Origin of the sequence: Pseudomonas sp. KB-10, from assembly GCF_018221585.1 — a bacterium.
GTDB classification, from domain to species: domain Bacteria; phylum Pseudomonadota; class Gammaproteobacteria; order Pseudomonadales; family Pseudomonadaceae; genus Aquipseudomonas; species Aquipseudomonas yangonensis.
Map to the genome: position 1 here is coordinate 381,775 of NZ_QYYB01000001.1, position 14,517 is coordinate 396,291.

The 14,517-nt window shown below is 62.5% G+C and carries 13 protein-coding genes; 12 read left to right on the top strand and 1 reads right to left on the bottom strand.

Annotated elements, in window-relative coordinates:
* The first annotated feature begins 11 nt into the window (after nt 1-11).
* A complete protein-coding gene (gene etfB, locus DXK50_RS01700) occupies nt 12-785 on the top strand; it encodes an electron transfer flavoprotein subunit beta (RefSeq protein ID WP_161865834.1) in 774 nt (257 codons plus the stop codon).
* 84 nt (nt 786-869) lie between these two features.
* Complete coding sequence (locus DXK50_RS01705; protein WP_024306591.1) at nt 870-1,121, top strand: hypothetical protein; 252 nt, start codon at nt 870-872, stop codon at nt 1,119-1,121.
* Nucleotides 1,122-1,212: 91 nt separating this feature from the next.
* On the opposite strand, the gene gbdR is transcribed toward DXK50_RS01705, so the two are convergent.
* Nucleotides 1,213-2,310 (bottom strand): choline metabolism transcriptional regulator GbdR, encoded by a 1,098-nt coding sequence (gene gbdR / locus DXK50_RS01710; protein WP_212629149.1) that lies wholly within the window; start codon nt 2,308-2,310, stop codon nt 1,213-1,215.
* Between the two features lie 627 nt (nt 2,311-2,937).
* Here gbdR and DXK50_RS01715 point away from each other — a divergent pair.
* From DXK50_RS01715 to betA, 10 genes are all read left to right on the top strand, one after another.
* Complete coding sequence (locus DXK50_RS01715; RefSeq protein ID WP_212629150.1) at nt 2,938-3,834, top strand: glycine betaine ABC transporter substrate-binding protein; 897 nt, start codon at nt 2,938-2,940, stop codon at nt 3,832-3,834.
* A 948-nt stretch (nt 3,835-4,782) separates the two neighbouring features.
* Nucleotides 4,783-5,988: a quaternary amine ABC transporter ATP-binding protein gene (locus DXK50_RS01720; RefSeq protein ID WP_161865831.1), complete on the top strand. Its 1,206-nt coding sequence runs from the start codon at nt 4,783-4,785 to the stop codon at nt 5,986-5,988.
* Complete coding sequence (gene choW, locus DXK50_RS01725; protein ID WP_161865830.1) at nt 5,981-6,859, top strand: choline ABC transporter permease subunit; 879 nt, start codon at nt 5,981-5,983, stop codon at nt 6,857-6,859. Before DXK50_RS01720 ends, choW begins: the two co-directional genes overlap by 8 nt.
* 29 nt (nt 6,860-6,888) lie before the next feature.
* Nucleotides 6,889-7,833: a choline ABC transporter substrate-binding protein gene (locus DXK50_RS01730; protein WP_161865829.1), complete on the top strand. Its 945-nt coding sequence runs from the start codon at nt 6,889-6,891 to the stop codon at nt 7,831-7,833.
* A 208-nt stretch (nt 7,834-8,041) separates the two neighbouring features.
* Nucleotides 8,042-8,893 carry a glycine betaine ABC transporter substrate-binding protein gene (locus DXK50_RS01735; protein ID WP_212629151.1) on the top strand — a complete coding sequence of 284 codons (852 nt, stop codon included), beginning with the start codon at nt 8,042-8,044 and terminating at the stop codon, nt 8,891-8,893.
* 150 nt (nt 8,894-9,043) lie between these two features.
* Nucleotides 9,044-9,403, top strand: coding sequence for a hypothetical protein (locus tag DXK50_RS01740; protein WP_212629152.1), 360 nt, complete (start codon nt 9,044-9,046; stop codon nt 9,401-9,403).
* Between the two features lie 10 nt (nt 9,404-9,413).
* On the top strand, nt 9,414-9,767 hold the full coding sequence (locus DXK50_RS01745; protein ID WP_212629153.1) for a hypothetical protein: 354 nt from the start codon (nt 9,414-9,416) through the stop codon (nt 9,765-9,767).
* Between the two features lie 84 nt (nt 9,768-9,851).
* Entirely contained in the window at nt 9,852-10,442 is a 591-nt protein-coding gene (gene betI, locus DXK50_RS01750) for a transcriptional regulator BetI (RefSeq protein WP_212629154.1), read from the top strand.
* A gap of 411 nt (nt 10,443-10,853) precedes the next feature.
* A complete protein-coding gene (gene betB / locus DXK50_RS01755; RefSeq protein ID WP_212629155.1) occupies nt 10,854-12,326 on the top strand; it encodes a betaine-aldehyde dehydrogenase in 1,473 nt (490 codons plus the stop codon).
* Nucleotides 12,327-12,494: 168 nt separating this feature from the next.
* Nucleotides 12,495-14,192, top strand: coding sequence for a choline dehydrogenase (betA, locus tag DXK50_RS01760; protein WP_212629156.1), 1,698 nt, complete (start codon nt 12,495-12,497; stop codon nt 14,190-14,192).
* The last annotated feature ends 325 nt before the right edge of the window (nt 14,193-14,517 follow it).

Here is a 14,517-nt window from a genome sequence, read left to right on the forward strand (position 1 = left end):
AGGTTGCCCAAATGACTGATCTGAATATCGTCGCCCTGGTCTCGGTCGGCGCCCACCCGACCTCAGCCCGCGCCCGTCGCGCCGAGCAGGATGCCCGCGCGGTGGAACTCGGCCTGCGTCTGGCCGGACAGAACCTGCAATTGCTGCATGCCGGCGACCCACAGGCCGAAGCGCTGCGCGGCTACCTGGGCATGGGCCTGGAACAGCTCGACGTGCTTGAACAGCCGGAAGGCGCCGACGCCCTGCCGCTGCTGGTCGACTACCTGCAAGGCAGTCGCACGCAGCTGGTACTCACCGGCAGCCAGGCGGAAACCGGCGAAGGCTCCGGCATGTTGCCGTTCCTGCTGGCCGAGCGCCTGGGCTGGCCGATGGTGGTTGGCCTGGCCGAAGTGGAGAAGGTCGAGAACGGCGTGGCGCAGGTGCTGCAGGCACTGCCACGTGGCCAGCGTCGCCGTCTCAAGGTACGCCTGCCGTGCGTGGCCAGCGTCGACAATGCCGCCCCGGTCGCGCGCCAGAGTGCCTTCGGGCCGGCTCGCCGTGGCCAGATCGAAGCTCATGAAGTCACCGTGATAGACGACCCACTGCTGGCCGAAGCCAGCCTGCAGCCGGCCAAACCACGACCGAAACGCCTGAAGGTGATCAAGGCCAAGACCGGTGCAGAACGCATGAAGGCCGCGACGGCCAAAGCCAGTGGTGGTGGTGGCAAGATACTCAAGGATGTCTCGCCACAGGAGGGTGCGGAGGCTATCTTCAACCTGCTGGTCGAAGAAGGCGTTCTGCGCTAGCAGGCGGTTGAAATACTGCCTGCATCGCCCTTGCCGCTTCGTCTACGTTGTTAAACGCCTGCTTTGCCACAAGGAGTCACGACCATGATGCACGCCGACCTCATCGACCAGGAAGATTTCCGCGAACGCCTGGTTGCACTGGGCCTGAGTATTCCAGCAGGCGCCACGCCGGAGCAATCCTGCGAGCTGGCCGTCAGCGGCCTCAGTCCGGAGCGTGCCGCGGCCCTGCGCCGCCTGGTGGAAGAGCTGCTCGGCGGCAGCGCTACCCTGCTGCCGAATGTGCGCGAAGCCATCAGTCGTCATCTGCTGCCGGCGCTGGTTCCAAAGCCGGCCTGAGCGAACGGCGCGGTGCAGGCTGCGCCGCACGCACCAAAGCTCGAAAAAAAACGGGGCGCCAGTGGCGCCCCGTTTTTCATTGCAGCCCGACTCAGATCCGTACGCTGGCGAATGTCGACTCGCCCTGAGCACGACTCAGCGCCAGTACCGCACTGGAGTTGACCTGCTGATGTTCGGGAATCGGCAGTAGCGCCACCAGGTTGTGACCCTGCTGGCCAGCACGCTCGTCGCGCGGCGGAATGCCGAAATACTCGCGGTAGCACTTGGAGAAGTGCGGGGTGGAAACGAAGCCGCACACCGAAGCCACTTCGATGATCGACATGCTGGTCTGCTTCAGTAGCTGACGTGCACGGATCAGACGCAGCTTGAGGTAGTAGCGCGACGGCGAGCAGTGCAGGTACTTCTGGAACAAACGCTCGAGCTGACGACGGGAAATGTCGACGAAGCAGGCCAGCTCGTCGAGGTCGATCGGCTCCTCCAGGTTAGCCTCCATCAGCGCGACGATCTCCTGCAGCTTTGGCTGGTTGCTGCCGAGCATGTGCTTGAGCGGTACGCGCTGGTGATCCTGTTCGTTGCGGATGCGTTCGTAGATGAACATCTCGGAAATGCCGGCCGCCAGTTCACGCCCGTGCTGCTGACCGATCAGGTGCAGCATCATGTCCATCGGCGCGGTGCCGCCGGACGAGGTATTGCGATTGCGATCGATGGAGAACAGGCGGGTGGTGATGGCCGCACGCGGGAAGGCTTCCTGCATCGAGGCCAGACATTCCCAGTGCACGCTGCAATCGTAGCCATCGAGCAGTCCGGCCTTGGCCAGCGCCCAGCTGCCGGTGCATACCGCGCCAAGCTGGCGGCCCTGGCGTGCCTGCAGCTGCAACCAGCTGACATGCTCGCGCTTGACGCTGTGCTGGATGTCGACACCGCCACAGACGATTACCGCGTCCAGTGCCGGCGCATTCTGTATGGAGGTATCGGGGGTGATCTGCAGTCCATCGCTGGCGCTGACGGGCAGGCCGTCGAGCGTAAGCGTGTGCCAGCGATACAGTTCCTTGCCGGAGAGCTGGTTGGCCATGCGCAGGGGCTCCACCGCCGAGGCCAGGGAAATCAGTGTGAAATTATCCAGGAGCAGGAAGCCGATGGACTGGGGGGCACGGTTCTGGGATTGCGACCCTTGGCTGGACTGCGACATCGATGAAACCCTCACGCTAAGCACGGTGTCGGCCCGACGGTAGCGGACCGTAGTTTTGTTATGGTGCTGGTTCGAGACCAGCTGGTCATGTAAAACAGGCAAAGCCCATGCCGAAATTGATCAGGCCTTCAATAAAAAATCATGTCCACGCCACCCGGGCTTTCCAAGCCTCGGCACAGCACCCGCAAACGATCCAGAAAGCCCGATTTCAAGGGCTCTGTGCATTTCGGTAGCACTACTGAGGATACCCCCTACACAGACTTGTCGAGGCAGTAACGGATGGGCGGTAACAGGCTCTTCGAACAGCCGCTCGAGGCAGGCCCGGCACGCACCAAAAGCTGGCGAAAATCGCTTCGCTCGCCCCACCCCGGCTCATGATTCGGCTTTTCCAAAAAAAGGCGATTCGCCATCAGCCATTAGGCCACTCACAGCCGGAAACAGCGCCCTAAAGCGGTTCGATAATCAGCTCGCACCCGCTACGCCATTCACACCTTCCGCAGGCGGAAATAGGCAAGGCCAACGGAACGGCAAGCCTGGGTAAGTGGAGGTCGTTTTTCACGATGCAGACGGCCCGCCATTTGCTTTCTAGTCAGTAACTCAATTTCGTTGAACAGGCAGGTGTGATCCATGAAACGACTCGCTCACTGGCTACTCGCATTCGGCCTGCTTTATGGCTCCACCCTGCAGGCTGCCGAGGCAGAACGCTGTGAGTTGATCACCCTCGCCGATGTCGGCTGGACCGATATCACCATGACCACCGCCGTAGCCCGCCTGATACTGTCTGACCTGGGCTATCGCACTCAGGTGAAGCGGCTGTCGCTTCCGGAAACCTATCAGGCCCTCGCCGATGGCAACGTCGATGTCTTTCTCGGCAGCTGGATGCCGGCGCAGAGCCAATTGGTAGAGCCCCATCTGCAAAGCGGCCGCATCGAAAAACTGCAAACCAACCTGCCCACAGTGCGTTACACCCTCGCCGTGCTCGAGCCGGCGCACAAGGCGGGCCTGAAGGACTTCGCCGACATCCATCGTTTCAAGGATGAATTGCGAGGCCAGATTTTCGGCATCGAACCTGGCAACGAAGGCAACGAAATGGTCAAGACCATGATCCGCGAGAACGTCTTCGGTCTGCGTGATTTCACCTTGGTGGAAAGCAGTGAAAAGGGCATGCTCAACCATGTCGAACGCGCTCAGCAGATGGGCCGCTCCGCAGTGTTCCTAGGGTGGGAGCCGCACCCGATGAATGATCGGCTGCGCATGTTCTACCTTTCCGGCGGTGACCAGTATTTCGGCCCCAACTATGGCGCGGCACAGGTCAATACCGTCACGCGTGGCGGCCTTGCCAGCGAGTGCCCGAACGTGGCCCAGCTGTTTCGCAACATGGTCTTTACCATCGCAGCGGAGAACCAGCTGATGAGCGGCGTGCTCGAGGGCAATACCAACCGGCGGCGCGTGGCCAAACAGTGGATGGACAAGAATCCCGAACTGGTCAACGGCTGGCTGGCGGGCGTAAGCCGAAGACCCTAAAAACGGCGTTAAAATCGGCTAAAAACCATTTTCATGCCGATAAATAGCCGAATCACCGCTCACAAGATCCTTCTTTGAAGGCGGCCATTTCCCCGATTTCGCTGCTGCTGAGGTCGCGGCGAGCAGTCATGGGTCTGTAAAGGGCCTTGCGGGGCAAATTGATCTTTTTCTCCTCGCCGCTGTCAATTTTTTTCAACACATGCGCAGCCCCCGTGAAACGGTGCCTGAAGCCCTTTCGGCGCATGAAGAACCGCGCCACACGTGGCTTTGATGGTTGACCCGGGGGTAAAAAAGTCTGTTAAGGTTTTTAACGCGTGTGCCGCACCGCTCATTTGGAACCTAACCGGGGGGATTAAACAGTTTTGGACTCGCCCAACATCGACGGCTCGATAGCGGCGAAAAACGGTAAACACGCAGCGGACAGCGCCATGTCGTCGCGCAATATGTCAGAGTCGCAAACCGATAATTGCGCAGGCCGCAAGGCTATATCGTTGAGTCAGCCGATGACGTCGCTGCCGACTCCTTCAGAGGGGCGGCAGACCGGGGCCCCACAACCCCGGACCGAAGAACAGATAAGCGCTGGCCCACCACGGGCGCCAGCCCAACAAGAAATTTCGGATGTACGCATGTTCCAGGAAGGGACATGAACCCCCAACGGACTGGATTTCGAAACACTGCCAGAGGGTTTGGAAAGCGGTTTGCAGCACGGCAAGGCAGCAATCACTCATCTACACGATTTAACGGCGCGACGGGCCACAGCAACCGCCAGCGTGTCGCTTGAACGTGCCCGAGTGCCGGCACCCGGCAGCGCAGCGAAACGTTCGCCTACCTCGACTTTCAGAAAACACCCACAAATATCAGAGGTCTGTCACAGCCGTTCTACGCTTCGATGATGCGTGCCCAGCCGTGCCAGCGCCACCTGGATGCCGATTGAAGGGGAAACGTCCCATGCAGTCTGGAAAGATCGTGGTCGAACACCTGTACAAGGTTTTCGGCTCTAACCCACAAGAGGCTATTGGCCTGCTCAAGGAAGGCTGGAGCAAAGAGAAAATCCTCGCCGAGAAAGGCGCAGTAATCGGAGTCAGCGACGTGTCGTTCAGCGTCGAGGAAGGCGAGATCTTCGTCCTCATGGGCCTGTCCGGCTCCGGTAAATCCACCCTGATCCGTCTGATCAACCGCCTGGTCGAACCCAGCGCCGGCGATGTCTACATTGACGGCCAGAACGTGGCCAAGCTGCCGCAATCGCAGCTGATCGACCTGCGCCGCCGCGACATGAGCATGGTCTTCCAGTCCTTCGCCCTGATGCCTTCGCGCAGCGTGCTGGACAATGCCGCCTTCGGCCTGGAAGTGGCCGGTGTCGGACGCAAGGAGCGCGAGCAACGGGCAATGGAAGTGCTCAAGCAGGTGGGTCTCGACACCTTCGCCCACAAGTACCCGAACGAGCTCTCCGGCGGCATGCAGCAGCGCGTAGGCCTGGCCCGAGCCCTCGCGGTCAACCCGTCGATGATCATCATGGACGAGGCCTTCTCGGCCCTCGACCCGCTCAAGCGCCGCGAAATGCAGGACGTGCTGCTGGAGCTGCAGAAGACCCACCGCCGCACCATCATCTTCGTCTCCCACGACATCGAAGAAGCCATGCGCATCGGTACCCGTATCGGCATCATGGAAGGCGGCAAGCTGATTCAGGTCGGCACTCCGCAGGAGCTGATCGAGAAGCCGGCCAACGAATACGTACGCAACTTCTTCGATACGGTCGACACCAGCCGTTATCTCACCGCCGGCCAGCTCAAGGCCGACAGCGTGCCGACCTACGTGTACAACGGCAAGGCACCGGACGCGGCGAAGATCTGCAAGGAGCTGCAGGCGCTGGACAAGCACTACGCCTTCATCGTCGATGAGCAGAACAACTTCCAGGGTTCCATCAGCCTCGAGAAGATCGCCCTGATGGTCGATGGCGACGAGCCTCGGCCACTGGAGACCAATGCGCTCAAGCAGGTGGTACCTGTTCCCGAGGACATGCCACTGGAGGACGTTATCAGCCGCCTGGTGGACAACGAAGGGCCGATCCCGGTGGTGGATGCCGAAGGCCATTACTGTGGCGCCATCAGCAAGGGCCGTCTGCTGACCCGCCTGCAGGGGGAATCCCATGAGTGACAAGAAGCTCGACCTGGGCAGCTGGGTCAACGACGTCGTCCAGCACCTGCTGGACAACTACAGCGGTGTGTTCGACAGCATCGGTCAACTAGTCAGCGGTTTCTCCGAGGGCATCGAGAACCTGCTGATGCTGCCGCCGGCCTGGCTGCTCATTGCCATTTTCGTCGGCCTCGGTCTGTGGCGCATCGGCGTACGCTTCGCAATCTTCACTGCGGTGGCCTTCGTCCTCATCGTCATGACCGGCTTCTGGGAACAGACCGTGGTCACCCTCGGCCTGACCTTCTCCTCGACGCTGATCAGCCTGCTGCTGGGCATCCCGCTGGGGATCTGGGCGGCACGCAGCGAGCGCGTGGCGACCATCATCCGACCGATCCTCGACTTCATGCAGACCATGCCGGCGTTCGTTTACCTGATCCCGGCAGCCATGCTCTTCGGCCTGGGTCGCGTGCCCGGCATCATCGCCACGGTGATCTTCGCCATGCCGCCGGCGGTGCGCCTGACCAGCCTGGGCATTCGCCAGGTGAACAAGGAAATCGTCGAGGCCGGCCAGTCGTTCGGCTGCACCAGCCGCCAGTTGCTGTTCAAGGTCCAGCTGCCCAACGCCATGCCGTCGATCATGGCCGGGGTCAACCAGACCATCATGATGGCCCTGTCGATGGTGATCATCGCCTCGATGGTCGGTGCCGGCGGCCTGGGTAACGACGTGCTGGCGAGTATCCAGCGCCTGGATATCGGTCTAGGCTTCGAGAGCGGCATGGCCGTGGTGTTGCTGGCGATCATCCTCGACCGCATCACCGAAAGCTTCGGCACCAAACAGACCGCCAAGCGCGGCGTGTTCGCCTGGTTCAGCGGCAAACTGCAGCGCCAGTAAATACTTTTTCACTTCACAGGGAACCGCAGATGAAATTGTTCAAGACCACCGCCGCCATTGGCCTTTTGTCCTGCGCACTGATGCAGGGCGCCATGGCCGCGGAGCCGGCGAGCTGCAAGCAGGTACGTTTCGCCGAGATCGGCTGGGCCGACATTGCCGCCACCACCGGCGTGGCCATGACCCTGGTCGAAGGCCTGGGCTATCAGCCACGCAAGATCATGGCTTCGGTACCGATCGCCTTCACCGGTGTGAAAAGCGGCCAGGTCGACGTGTTCCTCGGCTACTGGGCGCCCTCGATGGACTCGGTGATCGAGCCCTTCCTCAAGGATGGCGGCGTCAAGGTGCTGGAGAAAGCCAACCTCGAAGGCGCCAAGTACACCCTGGCGGTACCGACCTATGCGGCCGAAGCCGGGCTGAAGAGCTTTCAGGACATCGCCAAGTTCAAGGACCAGCTGGGCGGCAAGATCTACGGCATCGAGCCGGGTAACGACGGCAACCTGCTGATCGACGGTATGATCAAGAACAACCAGTTCGACCTGGGCGACTTCCGCATGGTCGAGTCCAGCGAAGCCGGCATGCTGGTCCAGGTGTCGCGCGCCATCAAGAAGAAGGAGCCGGTAGTGTTCCTCGGCTGGGCGCCGCACCCGATGAACACCCAGCACGACATTACCTACCTGTCCGGTGGTGACGACGTGTTCGGCCCTGACTATGGCGCAGCCAAGGTCTACACCGTGGTACCGCCGGATTACGAAGCGCGCTGCGCCAACGTCGGCAAGCTGCTGAACAACCTGCAGTTCACCGTCGATATCGAAAGCCAGCTGATGGAAAAGGTCCTGGAGAAGGAAAACCCGCAGAACGTCGCCAAGGAGTGGATCAAGGCCAACCCGGCGATCCTCGACCAGTGGCTGAGCGGTGTGACCACCTTCGACGGTCAGGACGGTGTAGCCGCCGTGAAGAAACACGTCGGGCTGTAACAGGCCACGACCCGATTCGGGCTCGAACCTGGGAGTTCGAGCCTGGAAACCTCCTCGCTGAATACTAGCGGCCGATTTTGGCCGTGACGGCGAGACTTTGCCCGCGAACCGGCAATCTGCTGCGCAACACGGTTTCGCAAGGCCCGCAATGAGAACGAGCCAGTCAACGACTTTGCAACTGCCACTCAACTGACGGAGCAACACCACAATGCGCGTACTCAAACACCTCTGCCTCGGCGCTGCCGCCCTGGCCATCGGCATGGGCAGTGCCCTGGCCGCCGACAAACCCACCCTGAAGATCGGCTACGTCAACGGCTGGGACGACAGCGTTGCCGTTACCCACGTCGCCGGTGAAATCCTGCAAAGCCGCCTCGGCTACACGGTCGAGCTGAAGCCGGTCGAGCCGGCGATCATGTGGCAGGGCGTCGCCCGCGGCGACCTCGACGCCACGCTTTCCGCCTGGCTGCCAGCCACCCACGGCGAATACTACGAGAAGCTCAAGGACAAGGTTGAGGTGCTCGGCACCAACTACTCCGGTGCCAAGATCGGTCTGATCGTGCCGGACTACGTCGAGGCCAAGACCATCGAAGACCTGGAGAAATACGCCAAGGACTTCGACGGCAAGATCACCGGCATCGATGCTGGTGCCGGAGTGATGCGCCGTACCGAGGACGCCATCAAGGAATACAACCTGTCCAGCATCAAGCTGATGCCGAGCTCCGGCCCGGCCATGGCCACCGCCCTGACCCGTGCCGAGAAGGCGCAGAAGCCGATCGTGGTCACCGGCTGGATTCCGCACTGGATGTTCGCCAAGTGGAAACTGCGCTTCCTCGAAGATTCGAAGAAAGTCTTCGGCGACGACGAGCGCGTCGACACCGTGGCCAACCCGCAGCTCAAGGGCAAGGCTGCCGACGCTGCCGCCTTCCTCGGCAAGATTTCCTGGAGCGGCGAAGAAGTCGGTTCGGTGATGCTGGCCATTCGCGAAGGCGCCAAGCCGGATCAGGCCGCCAAGGACTGGATCGCCAAGAACCCGGATCGCGTCGACAGCTGGCTGAAATAAGCCACGCACCTGTAACACCACAAAGCGGGCTTCGGCCCGCTTTGTCGTTTCTGCCGAGTCCGAGTTCAAGTTTTCGGACATCGCCACTGGGACATGGACGGCATGCCCTCTAGACTCTCGCCCCCCGAAAACGAACAGACCGAGAACGCAATGAAAAGTACCGCCGTCGTCTTCGCCACTATTGGCTGTCTTACCCTGCTGACGTTCCTGTTCGTCTACACCAGCTCGATCAACATTTTCCTGATCTGGGACGCAAAGACCTACCGCTATCTGGCCATCTGCGCCGGGCTGATGATCGCAGCCATCTTCGGGGCGGCTCTGCTTGCGGTCGGCAAGACCGGTACCTCGGGCCCGGCTATCGCCGTCCTGCTGCTTACGGCACTGATCACCCAGCTCCTGTTCGGTTTCGATCTGTATACCGTCATGGCAGTCGGACTGCTGTATGCCGCCGCGCGGATCGAGTGCACCGCACTGAACTCGGATACCGTCGAAGAGTCGCAGCAGCAGTGACCGACGCCCCATGAGCACGCCTCGCCATCTCCCCAGGCGGCCGTCCCGCAATGGTCTGGAGAGCTGGATACAGACCATTGCCGCCCTTCCCGAGGGCCATAAGTTAATGCTTCTGCCCTACCTTCCTGCCTGGCTTGCGCCCGCTTCCTGGAGCCTGTGGGGGGCCGGCGCCGGCGCGTTCGGCATGTTCATTTGCCTGACGGTCGCCCTGTATTCCATTCGCTGCAACGAGCGCACGCTGACTGCTGTGCTGTACGTCGGGGACGCACGTAGCGTTACCTGGCTCTTCTTCAGCCACCTGTCGCAGGGCCTGGGACTGAGCATCGCCCTGTTTCTGCCACATCTTCTGCTTACAGGCCGCTGACTGCAGACACCGCAGCACGCATTGATTGATCGCTCAGTCAAAAACTGCCTAGACTTCGGCTCCCTGCCCCTCACGGAGAGCCCCATGCCCAAGGTCGGCATGCAGCCCATTCGCCGCTCGCAACTGATCGCCGCCACGCTGGAAGCCGTTGACCAGGTTGGCATGGCCGATGCCAGCATTGCCTATATCGCCCGCCTGGCGGGCGTTTCCAACGGCATCATCAGCCACTACTTCAAGGACAAGAACGGCCTGCTCGAAGCCACCATGCGCCACCTCATGCAGGCGTTGCGCGATGCCGTCGCCCAGAGGCGCCAGGCGTTGGACGACGACAGCCCGCGCGCGCACCTGAAGGCGATGATCGATGGCAACTTCGACGACAGCCAGGTCAGCGGCCCGGCGATGAAAACCTGGCTGGCGTTCTGGGCCAGCAGCATGCACCAGCCGGCCCTGCGGCGCCTGCAGCGGGTCAACGATCACCGCCTCTATTCCAACCTGTGCGGCCAGTTCCATCGCGCCCTGCCGCAGGATCAGGCGCGCCTCGCCGCCCGCGGTCTGGCCTCGCTGATCGATGGTCTGTGGTTGCGTGGCGCGCTGTCCGGTGAAGCCTTCGATACCGAGCAGGCGCGCCATATCGCCTACGACTACCTCGACCTGCAGCTGGCCAAGGCCCGTTAGGAGTTTCCAGCGGCGCCTTCCAAACTCTGGTGGGCCAAAGCCCACCCTAAGGCCGCGTAGAACCGAGAACCTGTACCCGTTGCTCACTTGATATGTCGCGTTTGGCTGCGCCCTGTCGCTTTTATTGATTGATCGTTCAATTTAAATAAAATAGGCTGTTCTCTAAGAACCTCTTCACGATCTCGCGAGCTAGGTCCATACAACACCGATGGCGGCCCCGCAAAAACAGGCGAGGACGCGGAAGTTACCGGCTGTAAATGAGCAGTACTCGCTTCGCTCGCCCCTCCGGGGCCGCACTAAAGTGCGTTAGCCGCAAGCGGCTTGCCGAGCCTGTTTTTAACGCAGTAGGGCCGACGCGCAGCAGGTCGTGAATAGGTTCTAAGCAGATTGACCGAACTCAGAGGACAGCCCATGCCCCGCTTCGCCGAACAGCAGCTCTACATCGGCGGCCAGTACGTCGCCGCCAGCAGTGGAGAAACCTTCGACAGCATCAACCCGGCTACCGGTGAGGTGTTGGCCAAGGTGCAGCGCGCCAGCCAGGCGGACGTCGATCGCGCCGTGGCCAGCGCCGCCGAAGGGCAGAAGCTATGGGCGGCGATGACTGCCATGCAGCGCTCGCGCATTCTGCGCAAGGCGGTGGATATCCTGCGCGCGCGCAACGATGAGCTGGCCGAGCTGGAAACCCTCGACACCGGCAAGCCATTGTCCGAAACCCGCTACGTCGACATCGTCACCGGCGCCGATGTGCTGGAGTACTACGCGGGCCTGATCCCGGCCATCGAAGGCGAGCAGATCCCGCTGCGCGAAACCTCTTTCGTCTACACCCGCCGCGAACCGCTGGGCGTGGTCGCCGGCATCGGCGCGTGGAACTACCCGATCCAGATCGCCCTGTGGAAGTCCGCCCCGGCCCTGGCTGCCGGCAACGCGATGATCTTCAAGCCCAGTGAAGTCACCTCGCTGACCGCGCTGAAGCTGGCCGAGATCTACACCGAGGCTGGTCTGCCCGCCGGCGTGTTCAACGTGCTCACCGGCAGCGGCCGCGAAGTCGGCCAGTGGCTGACCGAGCATCCGGGCATCGAGAAGGTGTCCTTCACCGGCGGTACCGTCACCGGCAAGAAGGTGATGGCCAGCGCCTCCAGCTCCAGCCTCAAGGAAGTGACCATGGAGCTGGGCGGCAAATCGCCCTTGATCGTGTTCGAAGACGCCGACCTCGACCGCGCCGCCGACATCGCGGTAATGGCCAACTTCTACAGCTCCGGCCAGGTGTGCACCAACGGCACCCGCGTGTTCGTGCCACGCATGTTGCAGGCGCGTTTCGAGGCCAAGGTGCTGGACCGGGTCAAGCGCATCCGCCTTGGCGATCCGCTGGATGACGCCACCAACTTCGGCCCGCTGGTCAGCTACGCGCACATGGAGAGCGTGCTCGGCTACATCGACAAGGGCCGCAGCGAAGGCGCGCGCCTGTTGATCGGTGGCGCGCGCGTCACCGACGGCGACTACGCCAAGGGCGCCTACGTGGCGCCGACCGTGTTCACCGATTGCCGGGACGACATGACCATCGTGCGCGAGGAAATCTTCGGCCCGGTGATGAGCATCCTCATCTACGACGACGAAGACGAAGTGATCCGCCGCGCCAACGACACCGATTACGGCCTGGCTGCCGGCGTGGTGACCCGCGACCTCAACCGTGCGCACCGGGTGATCCACAAGCTGGAAGCCGGTATCTGCTGGATCAACACCTGGGGCGAGTCGCCGGCCGAGATGCCGGTGGGCGGCTACAAGCAGTCCGGCGTCGGCCGCGAGAACGGCCTGGTCACCCTCGGCCACTACACCCGCATCAAGTCGGTGCAGCTGGAAATGGGCGATTACACCTCGGTGTTCTGAGCGCCAACGCCACGCCATGTAGGAGCGGCCGGGCGGCGCACCGTTTGATCCGCGAAAGCATCGCGGCTGAAGCCGCTCCTACAAGAAGATCGTCGCCCCGTAGCCCGGATGCAATCCGGGAACCGTCACCGCGTTTTCCCGGATCGCAACCGGGCAGCAGGAGGAGCCATGTCGCAAGAGTTCGATTACATCATCATCGGCGCCGGCTCGGCCGGTAACGTCCTGGCCACCCGCCTGACCGAAGATGCAGATGTCAGCGTACTGCTGCTCGAAGCCGGTGGCCCCGACTATCGCCTGGATTTTCGCACCCAGATGCCCGCCGCCCTGGCCTTCCCGCTGCAGGGCCGACGCTACAACTGGGCCTACGAGACCGACCCCGAGCCGCACATGAACAACCGCCGCATGGAATGCGGGCGCGGCAAGGGCCTGGGCGGCTCGTCGCTGATCAACGGCATGTGCTACATCCGCGGCAACGCGCTGGACTTCGACAACTGGGCCAAAGCCAAGGGCCTGGAAGACTGGACCTACCACGACTGCCTGCCCTACTTCCGCAAGGCGGAAACCCGTGACATCGGCCCCAACGACTACCACGGCGGCGACGGTCCGGTCAGCGTGACCACGCCCAAGGTCGGCAACAATCCGCTGTTCCACGCCATGGTCGAGGCCGGGGTGCAGGCCGGCTATCCGCGCACGGACGACCTCAACGGCTACCAGCAGGAAGGCTTCGGCCCGATGGATCGTACCGTGACCCCCGAAGGCCGCCGCGCCAGCACCGCCCGTGGTTACCTGGATCAGGCGCGGGGGCGGCCCAACCTGACCATCGTCACCCATGCCACCACCGACCGCATTCTGTTCGACGGCAAGCGCGCCAGCGGCGTCAGCTACCTGATCGGCAACGCCAACGAGCCCACCATTGCCCGTGCTCGCCGCGAAGTGCTGCTGTGCGCCGGCGCCATCGCCTCGCCGCAGATCCTGCAGCGCTCCGGGGTCGGCCCCGCCGCCCTGCTGCGCGAGCTGGACATCGCCCTGGTGCACGAGCTGCCCGGCGTCGGCCAGAACCTGCAGGATCACCTGGAGATGTACCTGCAGTACGCCTGCACCCAACCGGTGTCGCTGTACCCGGCGCTCAAGCTGCTCAACCAGCCTGGTATTGGCGCCCAGTGGCTGTTCACCGGCAACGGCATCGGCGCCAGCAACCAGTTCGAGGCCGGCGGCTTCATCCGCACCCGCTCCGAGTTCGCCTGGCCCAATATCCAGTTCCACTTCCTGCCGGTAGCAATCAACTACAACGGCAGCAACGCGGTGAACGAGCACGGCTTCCAGGCCCACGTCGGCTCCATGCGCTCGCCCAGCCGCGGGCGCATTCAGCTCAAGTCGAAAGATCCGCGCCAGCATCCGAGCATCCTGTTCAACTACATGAGTCATGAGCAGGACTGGCAGGAGTTTCGCGATGCCATCCGCATCACCCGCGAGATCATGGCGCAGCCTGCGCTCGACCCCTACCGCGGCCGCGAGATCAGCCCCGGCATCGACTGCCAGAGCGATGCCGAACTGGACGCCTTCATTCGCGAGCACGCGGAAACCGCCTTCCACCCGTCCTGCTCGTGCAAGATGGGCGAGGACGACATGGCGGTGGTCGACGGCCAGGGTCGCGTGCACGGCGTGCAGGGTCTGCGCGTGGTGGACGCCTCGATCATGCCGGAGATCATCACCGGCAACCTCAACGCCACCACCATCATGATGGCCGAGAAGATCGCCGACCGGATCCGCGGGCGTCAGCCGCTGCCACGCAGCACCGCGCCCTACTTCGTCGCTGGCGAGCGACCCGTGCGTGGTCAACCGCAGCGAGAAGTCTCGGCAGCCTGACATTGGCAGGGCCCGTGCCCCCTATCCGGGCCCTACAACCAAATCGCATCTCAATGCAGCGGTAACTCCAGACCATGCCAACCGAGGCTCTCCCCTGGAGCGAATTCATTCGCGCTCTTCGCTGCATCGGCGCCAAACCCTATCGCGGATAAATCCGCTCCTACCGAACGCAGGCGGTCCTGCGCAGTGCCAGCCGCCGCTCCCGCCTGTAGAAGCGAATTCATTCGCGATCCACCCTGCACCGTAGCCAAACCCTTTCGCGGATAAATCCGCTCCTGCCATTCGATGCCCGACCATATCGGACCCGGCCGTGCTGCCCTTGCAT

Bases quoted from the DNA above. Each gene is read 5' to 3' on its own strand.
- etfB (WP_161865834.1), top strand. From the start codon at position 12: ATGACTGATCTGAATATCGTCGCCCTGGTCTCGGTCGGCGCCCACCCG.
- DXK50_RS01705 (WP_024306591.1), top strand. From the start codon at position 870: ATGATGCACGCCGACCTCATCGACCAGGAAGATTTCCGCGAACGCCTG.
- gbdR (WP_212629149.1), bottom strand. From the start codon at position 2,310: ATGTCGCAGTCCAGCCAAGGGTCGCAATCCCAGAACCGTGCCCCCCAG.
- DXK50_RS01715 (WP_212629150.1), top strand. From the start codon at position 2,938: ATGAAACGACTCGCTCACTGGCTACTCGCATTCGGCCTGCTTTATGGC.
- DXK50_RS01720 (WP_161865831.1), top strand. From the start codon at position 4,783: ATGCAGTCTGGAAAGATCGTGGTCGAACACCTGTACAAGGTTTTCGGC.
- choW (WP_161865830.1), top strand. From the start codon at position 5,981: ATGAGTGACAAGAAGCTCGACCTGGGCAGCTGGGTCAACGACGTCGTC.
- DXK50_RS01730 (WP_161865829.1), top strand. From the start codon at position 6,889: ATGAAATTGTTCAAGACCACCGCCGCCATTGGCCTTTTGTCCTGCGCA.
- DXK50_RS01735 (WP_212629151.1), top strand. From the start codon at position 8,042: ATGCGCGTACTCAAACACCTCTGCCTCGGCGCTGCCGCCCTGGCCATC.
- DXK50_RS01740 (WP_212629152.1), top strand. From the start codon at position 9,044: ATGAAAAGTACCGCCGTCGTCTTCGCCACTATTGGCTGTCTTACCCTG.
- DXK50_RS01745 (WP_212629153.1), top strand. From the start codon at position 9,414: ATGAGCACGCCTCGCCATCTCCCCAGGCGGCCGTCCCGCAATGGTCTG.
- betI (WP_212629154.1), top strand. From the start codon at position 9,852: ATGCCCAAGGTCGGCATGCAGCCCATTCGCCGCTCGCAACTGATCGCC.
- betB (WP_212629155.1), top strand. From the start codon at position 10,854: ATGCCCCGCTTCGCCGAACAGCAGCTCTACATCGGCGGCCAGTACGTC.
- betA (WP_212629156.1), top strand. From the start codon at position 12,495: ATGTCGCAAGAGTTCGATTACATCATCATCGGCGCCGGCTCGGCCGGT.